19 protein-coding genes are annotated in these 17,265 nt (G+C 55.5%); 15 read left to right on the top strand and 4 right to left on the bottom strand.

Features of this window, described 5'->3' with window-relative positions; genetic code table 11:
- Positions 1–53 precede the first annotated feature (53 nt).
- On the bottom strand, positions 54–1,262 hold the full coding sequence (mdtH, locus tag OGV79_RS14110; protein ID WP_114848575.1) for a multidrug efflux MFS transporter MdtH: 1,209 nt from the start codon (positions 1,260–1,262) through the stop codon (positions 54–56).
- A 360-nt stretch (positions 1,263–1,622) separates the two neighbouring features.
- On the opposite strand from mdtH, the gene rimJ reads away from it, so the two are divergent.
- The 4 genes from rimJ to murJ all read left to right on the top strand — a co-directional run bounded on the left by rimJ (position 1,623) and on the right by murJ (position 5,566).
- The gene (rimJ, locus tag OGV79_RS14105) at positions 1,623–2,207 is read left to right on the top strand and encodes a ribosomal protein S5-alanine N-acetyltransferase (RefSeq protein ID WP_286468628.1); all 585 of its coding nucleotides are present in this window, start codon (positions 1,623–1,625) and stop codon (positions 2,205–2,207) included.
- Between the two features lie 10 nt (positions 2,208–2,217).
- Positions 2,218–2,865 (top strand): YceH family protein, encoded by a 648-nt coding sequence (locus tag OGV79_RS14100; protein ID WP_286468627.1) that lies wholly within the window; start codon positions 2,218–2,220, stop codon positions 2,863–2,865.
- 1 nt (position 2,866) lies between these two features.
- Positions 2,867–3,790 carry a Gfo/Idh/MocA family protein gene (locus OGV79_RS14095; RefSeq protein WP_047457547.1) on the top strand — a complete coding sequence of 308 codons (924 nt, stop codon included), beginning with the start codon at positions 2,867–2,869 and terminating at the stop codon, positions 3,788–3,790.
- Between the two features lie 240 nt (positions 3,791–4,030).
- Positions 4,031–5,566: a murein biosynthesis integral membrane protein MurJ gene (gene murJ, locus OGV79_RS14090; RefSeq protein WP_024130442.1), complete on the top strand. Its 1,536-nt coding sequence runs from the start codon at positions 4,031–4,033 to the stop codon at positions 5,564–5,566.
- A 103-nt stretch (positions 5,567–5,669) separates the two neighbouring features.
- Here murJ and flgN read toward each other — a convergent pair whose 3' ends face one another.
- The 3 genes from flgN to flgA all read right to left on the bottom strand — a co-directional run bounded on the left by flgN (position 5,670) and on the right by flgA (position 7,142).
- Entirely contained in the window at positions 5,670–6,092 is a 423-nt protein-coding gene (gene flgN / locus OGV79_RS14085) for a flagella biosynthesis chaperone FlgN (protein WP_012132851.1), read from the bottom strand.
- A 4-nt stretch (positions 6,093–6,096) separates the two neighbouring features.
- Positions 6,097–6,390, bottom strand: a complete 294-nt coding sequence (gene flgM / locus OGV79_RS14080) for a flagellar biosynthesis anti-sigma factor FlgM (RefSeq protein ID WP_012132850.1) — start codon at positions 6,388–6,390, stop codon at positions 6,097–6,099.
- Positions 6,391–6,482: 92 nt separating this feature from the next.
- The gene (flgA, locus tag OGV79_RS14075) at positions 6,483–7,142 is read right to left on the bottom strand and encodes a flagellar basal body P-ring formation chaperone FlgA (RefSeq protein WP_012132849.1); all 660 of its coding nucleotides are present in this window, start codon (positions 7,140–7,142) and stop codon (positions 6,483–6,485) included.
- A gap of 157 nt (positions 7,143–7,299) precedes the next feature.
- Between flgA and flgB the strand changes: the two genes are divergently transcribed.
- The 11 genes from flgB (at position 7,300) to flgL (ending at position 17,119) form a co-directional block, all read left to right on the top strand.
- A complete protein-coding gene (flgB, locus tag OGV79_RS14070) occupies positions 7,300–7,716 on the top strand; it encodes a flagellar basal body rod protein FlgB (RefSeq protein WP_012132848.1) in 417 nt (138 codons plus the stop codon).
- Positions 7,717–7,719: 3 nt separating this feature from the next.
- Positions 7,720–8,124, top strand: coding sequence for a flagellar basal body rod protein FlgC (flgC, locus tag OGV79_RS14065; RefSeq protein WP_012132847.1), 405 nt, complete (start codon positions 7,720–7,722; stop codon positions 8,122–8,124).
- Between the two features lie 11 nt (positions 8,125–8,135).
- Entirely contained in the window at positions 8,136–8,834 is a 699-nt protein-coding gene (flgD, locus tag OGV79_RS14060) for a flagellar hook assembly protein FlgD (RefSeq protein WP_012132846.1), read from the top strand.
- Positions 8,835–8,860: 26 nt separating this feature from the next.
- Positions 8,861–10,066: a flagellar hook protein FlgE gene (gene flgE, locus OGV79_RS14055; RefSeq protein WP_012132845.1), complete on the top strand. Its 1,206-nt coding sequence runs from the start codon at positions 8,861–8,863 to the stop codon at positions 10,064–10,066.
- 20 nt (positions 10,067–10,086) lie between these two features.
- Positions 10,087–10,842 carry a flagellar basal-body rod protein FlgF gene (flgF, locus tag OGV79_RS14050; protein WP_012132844.1) on the top strand — a complete coding sequence of 252 codons (756 nt, stop codon included), beginning with the start codon at positions 10,087–10,089 and terminating at the stop codon, positions 10,840–10,842.
- Between the two features lie 13 nt (positions 10,843–10,855).
- Positions 10,856–11,638: a flagellar basal-body rod protein FlgG gene (flgG, locus tag OGV79_RS14045; RefSeq protein WP_012132843.1), complete on the top strand. Its 783-nt coding sequence runs from the start codon at positions 10,856–10,858 to the stop codon at positions 11,636–11,638.
- Between the two features lie 54 nt (positions 11,639–11,692).
- On the top strand, positions 11,693–12,391 hold the full coding sequence (gene flgH / locus OGV79_RS14040; protein WP_024130441.1) for a flagellar basal body L-ring protein FlgH: 699 nt from the start codon (positions 11,693–11,695) through the stop codon (positions 12,389–12,391).
- 12 nt (positions 12,392–12,403) lie between these two features.
- Positions 12,404–13,501 carry a flagellar basal body P-ring protein FlgI gene (locus tag OGV79_RS14035; protein WP_012132841.1) on the top strand — a complete coding sequence of 366 codons (1,098 nt, stop codon included), beginning with the start codon at positions 12,404–12,406 and terminating at the stop codon, positions 13,499–13,501.
- Positions 13,501–14,451 carry a flagellar assembly peptidoglycan hydrolase FlgJ gene (flgJ, locus tag OGV79_RS14030; protein WP_047457531.1) on the top strand — a complete coding sequence of 317 codons (951 nt, stop codon included), beginning with the start codon at positions 13,501–13,503 and terminating at the stop codon, positions 14,449–14,451. The genes OGV79_RS14035 and flgJ overlap by 1 nt, the downstream gene beginning before the upstream one ends.
- A 64-nt stretch (positions 14,452–14,515) precedes the next feature.
- A complete protein-coding gene (gene flgK, locus OGV79_RS14025; protein WP_012132839.1) occupies positions 14,516–16,150 on the top strand; it encodes a flagellar hook-associated protein FlgK in 1,635 nt (544 codons plus the stop codon).
- A 15-nt stretch (positions 16,151–16,165) separates the two neighbouring features.
- Positions 16,166–17,119, top strand: coding sequence for a flagellar hook-associated protein FlgL (gene flgL, locus OGV79_RS14020; RefSeq protein WP_012132838.1), 954 nt, complete (start codon positions 16,166–16,168; stop codon positions 17,117–17,119).
- Positions 17,120–17,265: the final 146 nt, after the last annotated feature.

Below are 17,265 nucleotides of genomic sequence, written 5' to 3'. Positions count from 1 at the left end.
CATTTAACTGTCGGTTCTCTTTCAGTATGGAGGAGATGAAAGCAGGTATCAAATCAGGCGCCTGGCTCCAGCATGCCGCGTGGCGTCCGTTTGTGGCTGAATTGCCAGCCGAGCGCAAGAAAGGTCATGATTCCGATTACCCCAAGCATCATCCAGGGCAGTTCAGGCTGTTGCAGCGCTTTCCCCATATCGAACAACCATCCTCCGCCGATATACCCTATCGCGCCGCCAATGGCTAAACCCAGTCGACTGAAGCCCATATAGCTGCCGCGCGCCCGCGCATCGGACAGCGAGGCGCTGAGCGTTTCACGCGCCGGTTCTGCAATGACCGAACCGATATAGAACGTGCAAATGAGCGTGAAGAGCTGCTGTAAATTACCGACCAGCCCGACAGGCAACATACTGAGCGACATCAGCAGCAGTCCGGCCATCAGGCGGTGCTCCAGGCGAAAACGTTTCTCGCTCCAGCGGGCGATTGGGTAGAGCAGCGTCAGTGAGAGGCAGGCTTCGATCGCATACATCCACTTGACGGCGGACGGTGATCCCGCGATGTCATTGACCATGATGGGCAGCATCAGCATCACCTGTACGGCCAGCATGTAGTATCCCGCCAGGGTCAGTACGTAAGTCACGAACCGTTTGTCTGCCATGACGCGCCCCATGCCCTCGCGTACCGGGATTTTCACCGTTGACAGCTTCCACGCCGGAAGCAGCCAGGCGTTAAACGCGGCGCACAAAACGAACAGTACCGCCCCCGTCGCGCATACCAGACGAAAATCGTACTGCAACAACCAGCTACCCAATAGCGCGCCAGTCACGGCGCCCGCGCTGTCCTGCATCATCAACAGCGAAAAGAAACGACCGCGTTGTTCAGGGCGAATCAGCTTGACGACCAGCGCAGAGCGCGGCGGATCGAAAAGGGTGCCGCCAAGCCCGGAAAGAAAGCAGGAAAACCAGAGCAGCCAGGGCTCATGGGCGATCCCCATCGTCGCGAATCCGGCTGCGCGCATAAGCATCCCGGTAACAATCATTGGCTTCGCGCCAAAACGGTCGGCAATCGCGCCGCCAAAAATGCCCAGCCCTTGCTGGATGAACTGGCGCAGTCCGAGCGCAATGCCGACCATCAATGCCGCCCAGCCCATCTGGTCGACAAAGCGAATGGAGATCAGTGGAAACACCACGAAAAAGCCTAATACGACCAGCATATTATCGATGAGCAGGAAATATTTACCCAGGTTCCTGGCCTGCGAGACACGCGACATTTCCCCTCCCGGGAAAGACACTCGTCATCCTTCACGTCGCAGGCGCGTCGGCGGCGTTCGCGCTCCCCGGCCACGTATTTCTGTGCGCTTTCAGGGAGTGACTCGCTTGCCGCCGTCCTGCAACTCGAATTCTGTTGAGTTTAAAAGGTGAGCACCTTCTATTCTGCGGTGTCGGCGCGTTTTTTCCCACCTTTGCCGGGACAATATTTTTTTATCAAAAGTCCATCTTGATAGAGAGTTTTCATCAAAATGTGTGAATAAGCCAAAAAATGACGATTTGCACTTTTCACAGAGCGTACAGGCGCAGGTATAGTAACGTTATCAGGGTGTGAAGACGTTACGGGAAGGAGTAGGTATAGAATGTTTGGCTATCGCAGTAACGTGCCAAAAGTACGCTTAACAACCGACCGTCTGGTTGTGCGTTTAGTACATGAGCGTGATGCCTGGCGTCTGGCCGATTATTACGCGGAAAATCGTCATTTTTTAAAACCCTGGGAACCCGTTCGTGATGAAAGCCACTGCTATCCTTCGGGCTGGCAGGCGCGTCTGAGCATGATCGCCGAGTTTCATAAACAGGGTTCAGCGTTCTATTTCGCGCTGCTCGACCCGGAAGAGAAAGAGATCATCGGCGTGGCCAATTTTTCTAACGTGGTGCGTGGCTCATTCCACGCCTGTTATCTGGGATACTCCATCGCACAAAAGTGGCAGGGGCAGGGGCTGATGTATGAGGCCTTAACCTCGGCGATTCGCTATATGCAGCGTACGCAACATATTCACCGTATTATGGCGAACTATATGCCGCATAATAAGCGCAGCGGCGACTTGCTGGCGCGACTCGGCTTTGAAAAAGAAGGGTATGCGAAAGATTACCTGTTGATTAACGGACAGTGGCGCGATCATGTGCTGACGGCGTTGACGACGACTGAATGGACCCCCGGTCGCTAAGGAGAGGACGATGAAATACGAACTAACCGCCACTGAAGCGCGAGTGATTGGCTGCCTGCTGGAAAAACAGGTGACAACGCCGGAGCAGTACCCGCTCTCGGTTAACGGCGTGGTTACCGCCTGCAATCAAAAAACCAACCGTGAACCGGTAATGAACTTATCGGAACATGAGGTGCAGGAACAGCTTGATAACTTAGTGAAACGCCATTTTCTGCGAACGGTGAGCGGCTTCGGCAATCGCGTCACCAAATATGAACAGCGCTTCTGCAACTCCGAGTTTGGCAATCTTAAACTGAGTCCGGCAGAGGTGGCGCTGATCGCCACGCTGCTGTTGCGCGGCGCCCAGACGCCAGGTGAACTGCGCAGCCGTGCATCCCGCATGTATGAATTCAGCGATATGGCAGAAGTGGAATCGACGCTGGAACAGCTTGCCGCCCGTGACGACGGCCCTTACGTAGTGCGCCTGGCGCGCGAAGCGGGTAAGCGTGAAAGCCGGTATATGCACCTGTTTTGCGGCGAAGTCGATGAGCCGGTGAGTTCAGATGACGCGCCGCAGGCGGCGTCGGGCGATCTGCATGCGCGCGTTGAGTCGCTGGAAGGCGAAGTCGCGGAGCTGAAACAGCGCCTTGATTCGCTCCTGGCGCACCTGGGAGACTAACGTGAAAAAATTACGTATCGGTGTTGTTGGGTTAGGGGGGATCGCCCAAAAAGCCTGGTTGCCCGTACTGGGCGCATCCGGCGACTGGACGCTACAGGGGGCCTGGTCTCCTTCGCGGGATAAGGCGCTGCGCATTTGTGAAAGCTGGCGGATGCCGTACGTTGAGTCGTTGCCAGCGCTGGCGTCAACCTGCGACGCCATTTTCGTCCACTCCAGCACGGCGACGCATTATGAGGTGGTAAGCGAACTGCTCAATGCCGGGGTTCATGTCTGCGTCGATAAACCGCTGGCGGAAAACCTGCGCGATGCGGAACGGCTGGTGGCGTTGGCCGCGCGCAAAAATTTGACGCTAATGGTCGGGTTTAACCGACGCTTCGCTCCGCTCTACCGCGATCTGAAAGCGCAACTGGGCGCCGCCGCTTCTGTCCGTATGGATAAACACCGGACGGACAGCGTCGGGCCGCATGATTTGCGTTTCACGCTGCTGGATGACTACCTGCACGTTGTGGACACCGCGCTGTGGCTGACGGACGGCAAGGCGCAACTGAACGGCGGCACGTTGCAGACCAACGATCTTGGCGAGATGCTGTATGCCGAACACCATTTTTCGACGGATCAGTTGCAAATTACCACCAGTATGCACCGTCGCGCCGGGAGTCAGCGTGAATGTGTGCAGGCGGTGACGGACGGTGGCCTGTTTGACGTGACGGACATGCGCGAATGGCGCGAGGAACGCGGTCAGGGCGTGGTGCATAAACCCATTCCGGGCTGGCAGACAACCCAGGAACAACGGGGATTTGCCGGATGCGCCCGTCATTTTATTGAATGCGTGCAAAATCAGACGGTTCCTGAAACGGCGGGCGAACAGGCGATTCTGGCGCAGCGCGTCGTAGAGAAACTCTGGCGCGAGGCGATGAGCGAATAACGCCCTGTAACATCTGGCTGTAGTAATTCATCATAATCCAGGTACTATATGCCAACTCAAAATAACACCTCTTTCTGACAGAGAATGATGGCAAACCGTGGATCGTTCTGTCGGCCTGATAAGACGTTTTTACGTGGTTATCAGGCACAGCGATATTACCGGATGGCGGCGTAAACGCCTTTATCCGGCCTGCGGTCGGCCATGCAAGGGTTTTGCTCCAGGGTCTGGAATACAACACTGATGAATTTATTAAAATCGCTGGCTGCCGTCAGCTCGATGACCATGTTTTCGCGCGTGCTTGGTTTTGCGCGTGACGCGATTGTCGCCAGAATTTTTGGCGCAGGGATGGCGACCGACGCCTTTTTCGTGGCATTCAAGTTACCGAATCTGTTGCGGCGCATTTTTGCCGAAGGGGCATTTTCCCAGGCGTTTGTGCCGATCCTTGCAGAATACAAGAGCAAGCAGGGCGAAGAGGCGACCCGGGTTTTTGTCGCCTATGTCTCCGGCCTGCTGACCCTGGCGTTAGCCGTAGTGACGGTGGCAGGTATGCTCGCCGCGCCGTGGGTGATCATGGTAACCGCGCCGGGTTTTGCCGATACCGCTGATAAATTCGCCCTGACCACCAAACTGCTGCAAATCACCTTTCCGTATATTCTGCTGATTTCGCTGGCCTCGCTGGCGGGCGCGATCCTCAACACCTGGAACCGTTTCTCGATTCCTGCGTTTGCGCCCACATTTCTGAACATCAGTATGATCGGCTTTGCGCTGTTTGCCGCGCCGTATTTTAATCCTCCCGTACTGGCGCTGGCCTGGGCGGTGACGGTGGGCGGCGTGCTGCAACTGGTTTACCAGCTTCCTCATCTGAAGAAAATTGGGATGCTGGTATTGCCGCGCATCAATTTTCGTGACGCAGGCGCGATGCGCGTTGTGAAGCAAATGGGCCCGGCGATCCTCGGCGTTTCGGTAAGCCAGATATCTCTGATCATCAACACCATTTTCGCCTCGTTTCTGGCTTCCGGTTCGGTCTCCTGGATGTATTATGCTGACCGACTGATGGAGTTTCCGTCAGGGGTTCTGGGCGTGGCGCTGGGCACCATTTTGCTGCCTTCACTGTCTAAAAGTTTTGCCAGCGGCAATCATGATGAGTATTGCCGTCTGATGGACTGGGGGCTGCGTCTGTGTTTTCTGCTGGCGTTGCCGAGCGCCGTCGCGCTGGGCATTCTGGCCAAACCGCTGACGGTATCGCTGTTCCAGTACGGCAAATTCACCGCCTTTGATGCGTCGATGACCCAGCGCGCGCTGGTGGCCTATTCCGTTGGTCTGATCGGCTTAATTGTGGTGAAAGTTTTGGCTCCGGGATTTTACTCGCGCCAGGATATCAAAACGCCGGTCAGAATCGCCATTGTGACGCTGATCATGACTCAGTTGATGAACCTGGCGTTTATCGGGCCGTTGAAGCATGCCGGTCTGTCGCTGTCTATTGGTCTGGCGGCGTGTCTGAATGCGTCGCTGCTGTACTGGCAACTGCGCAAACAGAAAATCTTTACTCCGCAGCCGGGCTGGACGTGGTTCCTGACCCGCCTGGTGATTTCCGTGCTGGTGATGTCCGCCGCGCTGGTTGGCATGTTGCATATTATGCCGGAGTGGTCAGAAGGGACGATGCTGTGGCGTCTGGCCCGACTGATGGCGGTTGTGGTTGTGGGGATTGCCGCCTATTTCGCCGCGCTGGCGGTGTTGGGTTTTAAAGTGAAGGAATTTACTCGCCGGACGGCATAGAGCCTCTATCCGGCAAATCGCCCGGTGGCGCTGCCGCTTACCGGGCCTACAGGGTTGTTCTGTGATTGTGTAGGCCGGATAAGGCGTAGCCGCCATCCGGCAATCAGATAGAGATTTTTTTCCCGCCACGGTGGGGAGAGGCGGTTTGACCGTTCGCGCCATACAGCGTCGGTTCCTGATGCGGTTTCAGCATGTCGAGCGCCTGATGATTCCGTTCAATCTGCCCTTCCAGCAGCCAACCATTATGTTGGTTGAGATCGCGTAAATGCTGCGTTTTTTCCGTAATCGCCTGCCAGCGTCTGGCGACATCATCATTAACGTTACGCTGCGCATCTTGTTCAAGACGGCGCTGCTGCTCCAGATAATCCAGCGTCGCCAGTAAAGAGCTTTTTTCTTCTGTAATACGCTGTAACTGGCTACCGTTAATGTGACCTACGGAGAGCTGCTGCTGCTCGGCATCCATCACCTTTTTCAGGTCATTGAGGACAGCCGTCATATGATCCAGAATTTCTGACAGACGAGTCATACGCTTATTTACTCTGTAAGTAGCTCTGCGCCTCGCGGATCAGCGAGTCTGCAATTTTACCGGTGTCCATCTTCAACTCACCGTTACGAATCGCCGTTTTCAGGGTTTCCACGCGCTCCATATTGATGTCGCTGGTGCCGGGTTGCATCAGTTTCGCCTGAGCATCGCTTAACTTCACACTGGTACTGGTCGTGGTTGACGCTTTTTCCTGACGCGCTTTTTGTACCGGCGCATCGCTGGTTTCGCGCGATTGGACAGTGCTAACGGGCTTCAAAGGTGAGGTACGGTCAATGCTCATTTATTTATCCTCATCGAGGGGTTACGCTGTAGCAGCCAGCTATCATCATTGGTTGATTATTTATCGGCAGCCACTACAAAATCTTTAACTCATTATAGATTAATAAGAATATTCCCATCAGGATCGACGGTTCCACTCACGACCTGGCCTGACAACATGCGTACGCGCGCGTTTTGCGCGACGGCGGCATTGTTCAGTGCCTGGCCTTCCGCATTGACGCTAAATCCGTCGCCGTTCGCCACCACCAGAACGCGCTGACCAGCTTTTATCCGCCATGCCTGGCGCAACATACTGAGCTGTATTGGCTGCCCGGGAACGAGGTCGCGCAAGCTGACGGCGTCCTGAATCTGGTTAATGTCCAGGACGGTTCGCGGGGGAAGCTGATCCAGCCGTCCGCGTTTTAGCGTGATGTTAGCCGGGCCAAGCGCACCGCCACGGGCGACGGGGGCCGCGGCAACAACGTAATTCCCCGTTGCCTGTACATTTACCTGTAGGTAGCGCTTTTCGTTCGCGCAGCGCGCCAGTACGTTCACATGCCCCCATAACTTCGCGCTTCCGGTTACGCTCAGCGCGGGCTGTTCGCAATTCGGCAACAGATTGGGCGACGTGCGGATCGTGACGACGACGTCATCGCTGAACCCTGCCAGACGCTGAGAAAACCAGTCCGTTAACTGGGCATTCAGATCCTGAGCCATCGTCAGGGGGCTGAACAGCAGCGCCAGCAGCGCTATTCCACGTTTTAACGTTTGCATCGTCACTTCCCGCCAGTTTAAGCAATGACAGGATTCTACCTGCGTACCACAAGCATCAACGCAACAAATAGCGACGCATTTTGCGTTTATTCCGGCGATAACGCGCGCGTGATGGGATTTAAGCTGTCGGCTGAATTTTGTCATTTGCGGAGGAGATATGCTCGATAAGCTCGATGCCGCCTTACGTTTTCAACAGGAAGCGCTGAATCTGCGCGCTCAACGCCAGGAGGTGTTGGCCGCCAATATCGCTAACGCCGACACCCCTGGGTATCAGGCGCGTGATATGGATTTCGCCAGCGAACTCAAAAAAGTCATGGTGCGTGGCCGGGAAGAAACCGGCGGAATCGCGTTGAAGCTCACCTCTGCACAACACATTCCGGCCCAGACCGTCGCGTCTCCTTCGGTGGATCTGCTCTACCGTATTCCTGACCAGCCGTCCCTTGATGGCAATACCGTCGATATGGACCGCGAGCGTACGCAGTTTGCGGATAACAGTCTGAAATACCAGACGGGCCTCACCGTGTTGGGTGGACAAATCAAAGGCATGATGAATGTGCTACAGGGAGGAAACTAATTCGTGGCGCTGTTAAACATTTTTGATATTGCCGGGTCGGCGCTCACCGCGCAGTCCAAACGTCTTAACGTGGCGGCCAGTAACCTGGCGAACGCCGATAGCGTCACCGGGCCGGACGGTCAACCGTATCGCGCTAAACAGGTGGTCTTTCAGGTAGACGCGGCGCCAGGGGCGGCAACCGGTGGGGTAAAAGTGGCGGATGTCATTGAAAGTCAGGCGCCGGACAAACTGGTGTATGAGCCTGGCAACCCGCTGGCGGACGCCAATGGGTACGTAAAAATGCCTAATGTGGACGTGGTCGGTGAAATGGTCAACACCATGTCAGCCTCGCGCAGCTATCAGGCAAACGTCGAAGTTCTTAATACCGTGAAAAGCATGATGCTTAAAACGCTGACATTAGGCCAGTAAAGGAGGCGCGTATGTCTATTGCCGTAAATATGAATGACTCGACCAACTCGGGAGTCGCATCCACCAGCAGTGGCAGTTCGCTGACGGGAAGCAGTGCGAGTGATTTGCAAAGCAGCTTCCTGACATTGCTGGTCGCGCAGTTGAAAAATCAGGACCCGACCAACCCACTGCAAAATAACGAGCTGACCACGCAACTGGCGCAGATCAGCACCGTTAGCGGAATTGAAAAACTGAACACCACGCTGGGCGCGATTTCCGGGCAGATCGACAACAGCCAGTCGCTACAGGCCAGCACCCTGATTGGTCATGGCGTCATGATCCCCGGCACCACCATTCTGGCCGGTACGGGCACCGAAGAGGGCGCGACCATCACCACGACGCCGTTTGGCGTGGAGTTGCAGCAGGCAGCGGATAAAGTCACCGCCACCATTACCGACAAAGACGGCAAGGTGGTGCGCACGATCAATATCGGCGAGCTGAAGGCTGGCGTTCATACCTTTACCTGGGACGGTACGTTGGAGGATGGCACAAGCGCGCCAAACGGTTCCTATAACGTCGCGATCGCCGCCAGCAACGGCAGTACGCAGCTTGTGGCGCAACCGCTTCAGTTTGCGCTGGTTCAGGGGGTTATCCGCAACAGTAGCGGTAATACCCTGGATTTAGGGACCTACGGAACCACCACACTCGACGAAGTACGGCAGATCATTTAAGCCTTTACACTTATCAGGAGTAAGTCATGGCCTTTTCTCAAGCGGTCAGCGGTCTGAACGCAGCAGCGACCAACCTCGATGTTATTGGTAATAACATCGCCAACTCCGCCACCTACGGGTTTAAATCCGGTACGGCGTCTTTTGCTGATATGTTCGCGGGCTCCAAAGTGGGCCTGGGCGTTAAAGTCGCCGGGATTACCCAGGACTTTACCGACGGCACTACCACCAACACCGGGCGTGGCCTGGATGTTGCGATTAGCCAGAACGGTTTCTTCCGTCTGGTAGACAGCAACGGCTCCGTTTTCTACAGCCGTAACGGCCAGTTCAAACTGGATGAGAACCGCAATCTGGTTAACATGCAGGGGCTGCAACTGACCGGCTATCCGGCAACCGGAACGCCGCCGACGATCCAGCAGGGGGCGAACCCAGGCCCGATCACCATCCCGAACACCCTGATGGCCGCGAAGGCGACTACCACGGCGTCTATGCAGATCAACCTTAACTCCAGCGATGAACTGCCGTCGAAAACGCCGTTTGATCCGAGCGATGCGGATTCCTATAACAAAAAGGGTACCGTTACCGTTTTTGACAGTCAGGGTAACGCCCATGATGTGAATGTGTTCTTTGTTAAGACGCAGGACAACACCTGGGAAGTTCACACCATGGACAGCAGCGATCCAACCGCGACGCCGACGTTGTCTACCACGATGGAATTCAATGAAAACGGGATGCTGGTTTCTGGCGGTTCCGCCAATATCGTCACTGGCGCAATTAATGGTGCGGACCCAGCCTCTTTCTCCCTGAGCTTCCTGAATTCCATGCAGCAGAACACCGGTGCGAACAACATCGTCGCGACCAACCAGAACGGCTATAAGCCGGGCGATCTGGTGAGCTATCAGATCAACGATGACGGCACCGTAGTGGGTAACTATTCCAACGAACAAACGCAGGTTCTGGGGCAGATCGTGCTGGCTAACTTCGCCAACAATGAAGGTCTGGCTTCTCAGGGCGATAACGTCTGGGCGGCGACGCAGGCTTCAGGCGTTGCGCTGCTTGGTACGGCGGGTACGGGTAACTTCGGTAAGTTGACCAACGGCGCGCTGGAATCCTCAAACGTGGATTTGAGTAAAGAGCTGGTGAATATGATCGTCGCGCAGCGTAACTATCAGTCAAACGCGCAGACCATCAAAACCCAGGATCAGATCCTCAACACCCTGGTTAACCTGCGCTAAGCGCCTGACGGGATGGCTTAATGGATCACGCAATATATACCGCCATGGGCGCGGCCAGTCAGACGCTTAATCAACAAGCGGTGACGGCCAGCAACCTGGCGAACGCCTCCACGCCGGGTTTTCGTGCGCAACTTAATGCGTTGCGCGCGGTGCCGGTGGAAGGTCTCTCTTTACCGACGCGTACGCTGGTGGCCGCGTCCACGCCGGGAGCCGATATGACGCCCGGGCAGATGGATTACACCTCGCGCCCGCTGGATGTGGCGCTGCAACAGGATGGCTGGCTGGTTGTTCAGACCGCTGATGGTAACGAGGGATACACCCGTAACGGCAGCATTCAGGTGGACCCGACCGGGCAACTGACAATTCAGGGGCATCCGGTTATCGGTGAAGCCGGGCCGATTGCCGTTCCTGAAGGTTCAGAAATCACTATCGCGGCAGACGGGACTATCTCTGCGCTTAACCCTGGCGATCCGGCCAATACCGTCGCACCGGTAGGACGTCTGAAGCTGGTGAAAGCGCTTGGCAGCGAAGTGCAACGCGGCGATGACGGTATGTTCCGTTTAAGCGCGGCGACACAGGCTGCGCGTGGCCCGGTGTTGCAGGCTGACCCGTCCATTCGCGTGATGTCTGGCGTACTGGAGGGCAGTAACGTGAATGCGGTGTCCGCCATGAGCGATATGATCGCTAACGCCCGCCGTTTTGAAATGCAGATGAAGGTTATCAGCAGCGTGGATGACAATGCCGGGCGCGCTAACCAACTGCTGTCGATGAGTTAATACAGGACATTTTATGATCAGTTCATTATGGATCGCCAAAACCGGCCTGGACGCGCAGCAAACCAACATGGATGTGATTGCCAACAACCTGGCAAACGTCAGCACCAATGGTTTTAAGCGTCAACGCGCGGTGTTTGAAGACCTGCTGTACCAGACGATTCGTCAGCCTGGCGCGCAGTCGTCAGAACAGACGACCTTACCTTCTGGTCTGCAAATCGGTACGGGCGTTCGCCCGGTCGCCACCGAGCGTCTGCATAGTCAGGGCAACCTGTCTCAGACCAACAACAGTAAAGATGTCGCCATCAAAGGGCAGGGCTTCTTCCAGGTGATGTTGCCGGATGGCACTTCTGCTTATACCCGTGACGGTTCTTTCCAGGTGGATCAGAACGGTCAACTGGTCACGGCGGGCGGTTTCCAGGTACAGCCAGCGATCACCATTCCGGCGAACTCGCTGAGCATCACCGTGGGTCGCGATGGCGTGGTAAGCGTAACTCAGCAGGGGCAGGCCGCGCCGGTACAGGTGGGGCAGCTTAACCTGACCACGTTCATGAACGATACGGGGCTGGAAAGCATTGGTGAAAACCTGTACACCGAAACGCAATCCTCGGGTGCGCCGAATGAGAGTACGCCAGGGCTTAACGGTGCGGGTCTGCTGTATCAGGGCTATGTCGAAACCTCTAACGTAAACGTGGCGGAAGAACTGGTGAATATGATCCAGGTTCAGCGCGCTTACGAAATTAACAGCAAAGCGGTATCGACTACCGATCAGATGCTGCAAAAACTGACGCAACTCTAAGTGTCGTCCGGTGAGGGAAACCTCACCGGCACACTGATTTTGAAGATGAAGGCAATGCAAAAATACGCTGCGCACCATTACCCGATTATGGCCCTGCTGGTGGTTTCACTGACAGGATGTGCCTGGATACCTTCCACACCGCTCGTGCAGGGCGCGACCACTGCACAGCCCATACCGGGCCCGACTCCGGTGGCGAATGGTTCCATTTTTCAGTCTGCGCAGCCGATCAACTATGGCTATCAGCCGCTGTTTGAAGACCGACGTCCACGCAATATCGGCGATACGCTGACGATTGTATTGCAGGAAAACGTCAGCGCCAGTAAGAGCTCCTCCGCCAATGCCAGCCGTGACGGTAAAACCAACTTCGGCTTTGATACGGTTCCTCGTTATTTGCAGGGATTGTTCGGCAACGCGCGTGCAGATATGGAAGCCTCTGGCGGGAACTCCTTCAACGGTAAAGGCGGCGCGAACGCCAGCAATACCTTTAGCGGCACGCTGACCGTAACCGTCGATCAGGTACTGGCAAATGGCAATTTACACGTCGTGGGTGAAAAACAGATCGCCATTAATCAGGGCACTGAGTTCATCCGCTTCTCCGGGGTCGTGAACCCACGCACCATCAGCGGCAGCAACTCCGTTCCGTCAACACAGGTTGCGGATGCGCGCATTGAATATGTCGGCAACGGCTATATCAACGAGGCGCAAAATATGGGTTGGCTGCAACGTTTCTTCCTTAACTTGTCGCCGATGTAAGCGAGGTCTCCAGTGTTTAAATCTCTTGTTGGAATTGTACTGATACTGGCAACCACCCTGGCGCATGCCGATCGTATTCGGGATCTGACCAGCGTGCAGGGGGTGCGGGAAAACTCGCTGATTGGTTACGGGCTGGTGGTCGGCCTGGACGGGACGGGCGACCAGACGACCCAGACGCCCTTTACCACCCAGACGCTGAATAACATGCTGTCTCAGTTGGGGATCACCGTCCCGACGGGCACCAATATGCAGTTGAAAAACGTTGCGGCGGTAATGGTCACTGCACAATTTCCGGCATTCGGTCGCCAGGGGCAAACGATCGACGTGGTGGTGTCCTCAATGGGGAACGCGAAAAGTCTGCGCGGCGGTACATTGCTGATGACGCCGCTGAAAGGGGTCGATAGCCAGGTGTATGCCCTGGCGCAGGGAAATATTTTAGTCGGCGGCGCAGGGGCGTCTGCGGGCGGCAGCAGCGTGCAGGTTAACCAGCTCAATGGCGGGCGTATCACCAATGGCGCAATTATTGAACGCGAACTGCCCAGCCAGTTTGGCGGCGGAAATACCCTCAATCTGCAACTGAACAACGAAGACTTCGCAATGGCGCAGCAGATCACTGACACCATCAACCGCGCCCGTGGCTATGGCAGTGCGACCGCGCTGGATGCGCGCACGATTCAGGTTCGCGTACCCAGCGGCAACAGCTCGCAGGTCCGTTTCCTGGCGGATATCCAGAATCTGGAGGTGAACGTCACACCACAGGACGCGAAGGTGGTGATTAACTCCCGTACCGGTTCCGTGGTGATGAACCGTGAAGTGACGCTGGACAGCTGCGCCGTCGCGCAAGGCAATTTGTCCGTAACGGTGAATCGCCAGGCGAACGTCAGCCAGCCGGACACGCCGTTTGGCGGGGGGCAGACGGTCGTCACGCCACAAACGCAGATTGATTTACGTCAGAGCGGCGGTTCGCTGCAAAGCGTCCGTTCCAGCGCCAACCTGAACAACGTCGTCCGCGCGCTGAATGCGCTGGGCGCCACGCCGATGGATCTGATGTCCATCCTGCAATCCATGCAGAGCGCGGGTTGTCTGCGCGCCAAACTGGAAATTATCTGATGATTGGTGACAGCAAACTGTTGGCCAGCGCGGCCTGGGATGCGCAATCGCTCAATGAGCTGAAAGCCAAAGCGGGGCAAGATCCGGCGGCGAATATCCGCCCGGTCGCTCGTCAGGTTGAAGGGATGTTTGTGCAGATGATGCTGAAAAGTATGCGGGAAGCGCTGCCGAAAGACGGCATATTCAGCAGCGATCAAACGCGACTGTACACCAGCATGTATGACCAGCAGATTGCGCAGCAGATGACCGCCGGTAAAGGGTTGGGACTGGCGGAGATGATGGTCAGGCAGATGACCGAGGGGCAGACGCAGCCTGCGGAAGAAGCGCCGCAGGTACCAATGAAGTTCCCTCTGGAAACGGTGACCAGCTATCAAAATCAGGCGCTGACGCAACTGGTGCGTAAGGCGATGCCAAAAGCGCCGGAAAATAATGATGAGCCGCTGTCCGGCGACAGCAAAGACTTCCTGGCCCAGCTTTCGCTTCCGGCACGCCTGGCGAGTGAACAAAGCGGCGTGCCGCATCATCTGATTCTGGCGCAGGCGGCGCTGGAGTCGGGATGGGGTCAGCGACAGATCCGCCGTGAAAATGGTGAGCCGAGCTTTAACCTGTTTGGCATTAAGGCCTCGTCCAACTGGAAGGGGCCGGTAACAGAGATTACCACCACCGAATATGAGAACGGCGAAGCGAAGAAGGTAAAAGCGAAATTCCGTGTTTACAGCTCCTATCTGGAGGCGCTATCGGATTATGTGGGGCTGCTGACCCGTAACCCGCGCTATGCCGCGGTGACCGCCGCGTCTACCGCTGAACAGGGCGCACAGGCGTTACAAAATGCCGGTTATGCGACCGATCCTGACTATGCGCGTAAATTAACCAGCATGATTCAACAGCTGAAATCCATGAGCGACAAGGTGAGCAAAACGTACAGCGCGAATCTCGACAATCTCTTTTAAATAGCTCAAGTCCAGGAACCCGCTGCCGATAATAACCAGTATTGAAGGATTACAAGGAACCTCCATGTCCAGCTTAATTAACAACGCCATGAGCGGACTTAGCGCAGCCCAGGCTGCGTTAAATACTGCCAGTAATAACATCTCCAGCTATAACGTTGCCGGGTATACCCGACAGACGACGATTATGGCGCAGGCCAACAGTACGCTGGGAGCGGGCGGTTGGGTCGGTAATGGCGTCTACGTTTCTGGCGTACAGCGTGAGTATGATTCTTTTATTACCAATCAGTTACGCGCGGCGCAGAATCAGAGCAGTGGTTTGACCGTGCGGTATGAGCAAATGTCGAAAATTGATAACCTGCTCTCCAGTACCACCAGCTCGATTTCGACCTCTCTGCAAGGTTTCTTCACCAGCCTGCAAACGCTGGTCAGCAACGCGGAAGACCCGGCAGCGCGTCAGGCGCTTATCGGTAAAGCCGACGGCCTGGTAAACCAGTTTAAAACGACCGATCAGTACCTGCGCGATCAGGATAAGCAGGTCAATATCGCCATTGGCTCCAGCGTTGAACAGATCAACAATTACGCGAAGCAAATCGCCAGCCTGAACGATCAGATTTCCCGTCTGACCGGGGTGGGCGCGGGCGCTTCACCGAACGATCTTCTCGACCAACGCGACCAACTGGTGAGTGAGCTGAACCAGATTGTCGGTGTGGAAGTTAGCGTCCAGGACGGCGGCACCTATAACCTGACGATGGCGAATGGCTATACCCTCGTGCAGGGCAGCAGCGCCCGTCAACTGGCCGCGGTGCCGTCCAGCGCCGATCCGTCACGCACCACGGTCGCCTATGTTGATGCGACTGCCGGAAACATTGAAATCCCGGAAAAATTGCTCAATAGCGGCTCGCTTGGCGGGTTGCTGACGTTCCGCTCTCAGGATCTGGATCAGACTCGCAATACCCTCAACCAGCTGGCGCTGGCCTTTGCCGAAGCGTTTAATGCCCAGCATAAACAGGGATATGATGCCAATGGCGATCAGGGCGAGGACTTCTTTTCCATCGGTAAACCGTCCGTATTGAGTAATGCGAAAAATACGGGTAGCGGAACCTTGTCTGCGGAAGTCACCGACAGTTCCGCGGTACAGGCTACCAATTATAAGCTGGTATTTGATGGTCAGGACTGGCAGGTCACGCGCTTGTCAGACAACACCAGCTTTAAGGCGGTTGAAACCAACGGGAAACTGACGTTTGACGGGCTGGAAGTGACGGTCGGGGCAGGGGCAAATGCGAATGACAGCTTTACCCTGAAACCGGTCAGCGATGCCATTGTGAACATGAACGTGCTGGTGACCGATGAATCCAAAATTGCGATGGCTTCCGATCCCGATGCGGGTGGGAGCGATAACCGTAACGGTCAGGCGCTGCTGGATTTACAAACCCAGAAAACGGTAGGCAATAAGTCCTTTAATGATGCTTATGCGACGATGGTCAGTGATGTGGGGAACAAAACCGCCACGTTGAAAACCAGCAGCACGGCGCAGGGCAATGTCGTGACGCAGTTGTACAACCAGCAGCAATCGATTTCCGGCGTTAACCTTGATGAAGAATACGGCAACCTGCAACGCTACCAACAGTATTACCTGGCGAACGCCCAGGTGCTGCAAACCGCGAATACGCTGTTTGATGCGCTGTTGGGCATTCGCTAAGGGAGAGGAGGATAAATGCGTATCAGTACCCAGATGATGTACCAGCAGAATATGCGTGGTATCACCAATTCCCAGGCTGAATGGATGAAGTACGGTGAGCAGATGTCCACCGGTAAGCGCGTGATTAATCCGTCCGACGATCCTATTGCCGCTTCTCAGGCTATCGTACTCGCTCAGGCCCAGGCTCAGAACAGTCAGTATGCGCTGGCACGTACCTTTGCGACTCAGAAAGTGTCGCTGGAAGAAAACGTGCTAAGTCAGGTGACAGCTGCAATTCAAACTGCGCAGGAAAAAATCGTTTACGCCGCTAACGGCACCTTAAGCGATGATGACCGCGCCTCGCTGGCGAGCGATCTACAGGGGATTCGCGATCAGTTAATGAACCTTGCCAACAGTACCGACGGCAACGGTCGTTACATTTTCGCAGGCTATAAAACTGAAAAAGCGCCGTTTGATCAGGCAAATGGCGACTATAGCGGTGGCACTGAAAACATCACCCAGCAGGTTGATGCTTCGCGTACGATGGTGATTGGTCATACGGGCGATCAGATTTTTAATCGTATTACCAGTAATGCCGTACCGGAGCCTGATAACAGCGCTTCAGAAACCAGCCTGTTTGCGATGCTGGATACAGCCATTGCAGCGCTGAAAACGCCGGTTGCTGACGATGATGTGAAGAAGGCGGAAGCTGCTGCGGCGATTGATAAAACAAACCGTGGCCTGAAAAACTCCCTTAATAACGTCCTGACCGTTCGTGCGGAACTGGGAACGCAATTGAGTGAGCTGGATTCCCTGGATTCATTGGGAAGCGAGCGCGCACTGGGTCAGGCGCAGCAGATGAGCGATCTGGTCGATGTGGACTGGAACGCGGCCATCTCGTCGTATGTAATGCAACAGGCTGCGTTACAGGCGTCCTATAAAGCGTTTAGCGATATGCAAGGAATGTCTCTGTTTCAGTTGAACAGATAGCACATGTTTTGAAACATATCATGAAACTGGGTATGTTTTGTCTGCCCGCTCCCTTCACCCCGGAGCGGGCATTTTTTTGCCCGGAAAACAGATAACGGGCACCGATTGCAGGTACAAAAAAGCCGACCCGCAGGTCGGCTTATCTT

Source organism: Citrobacter sp. CK185, assembly GCF_030333565.1.
GTDB lineage: Bacteria > Pseudomonadota > Gammaproteobacteria > Enterobacterales > Enterobacteriaceae > Citrobacter_B > Citrobacter_B koseri.
The sequence above is the reverse complement of the archived record's forward strand: the minus strand, read 5'-3'. Positions and strand labels throughout refer to the sequence as shown.

Coding starts and splice junctions, on each gene's coding strand:
- mdtH (WP_114848575.1), bottom strand. CDS start 1,262: ATGTCGCGTGTCTCGCAGGCCAGGAACCTGGGTAAATATTTCCTGCTC.
- rimJ (WP_286468628.1), top strand. CDS start 1,623: ATGTTTGGCTATCGCAGTAACGTGCCAAAAGTACGCTTAACAACCGAC.
- OGV79_RS14100 (WP_286468627.1), top strand. CDS start 2,218: ATGAAATACGAACTAACCGCCACTGAAGCGCGAGTGATTGGCTGCCTG.
- murJ (WP_024130442.1), top strand. CDS start 4,031: ATGAATTTATTAAAATCGCTGGCTGCCGTCAGCTCGATGACCATGTTT.
- flgN (WP_012132851.1), bottom strand. CDS start 6,092: ATGACTCGTCTGTCAGAAATTCTGGATCATATGACGGCTGTCCTCAAT.
- flgM (WP_012132850.1), bottom strand. CDS start 6,390: ATGAGCATTGACCGTACCTCACCTTTGAAGCCCGTTAGCACTGTCCAA.
- flgA (WP_012132849.1), bottom strand. CDS start 7,142: ATGCAAACGTTAAAACGTGGAATAGCGCTGCTGGCGCTGCTGTTCAGC.
- flgB (WP_012132848.1), top strand. CDS start 7,300: ATGCTCGATAAGCTCGATGCCGCCTTACGTTTTCAACAGGAAGCGCTG.
- flgD (WP_012132846.1), top strand. CDS start 8,136: ATGTCTATTGCCGTAAATATGAATGACTCGACCAACTCGGGAGTCGCA.
- flgE (WP_012132845.1), top strand. CDS start 8,861: ATGGCCTTTTCTCAAGCGGTCAGCGGTCTGAACGCAGCAGCGACCAAC.
- flgF (WP_012132844.1), top strand. CDS start 10,087: ATGGATCACGCAATATATACCGCCATGGGCGCGGCCAGTCAGACGCTT.
- flgG (WP_012132843.1), top strand. CDS start 10,856: ATGATCAGTTCATTATGGATCGCCAAAACCGGCCTGGACGCGCAGCAA.
- flgH (WP_024130441.1), top strand. CDS start 11,693: ATGCAAAAATACGCTGCGCACCATTACCCGATTATGGCCCTGCTGGTG.
- flgJ (WP_047457531.1), top strand. CDS start 13,501: ATGATTGGTGACAGCAAACTGTTGGCCAGCGCGGCCTGGGATGCGCAA.
- flgK (WP_012132839.1), top strand. CDS start 14,516: ATGTCCAGCTTAATTAACAACGCCATGAGCGGACTTAGCGCAGCCCAG.
- flgL (WP_012132838.1), top strand. CDS start 16,166: ATGCGTATCAGTACCCAGATGATGTACCAGCAGAATATGCGTGGTATC.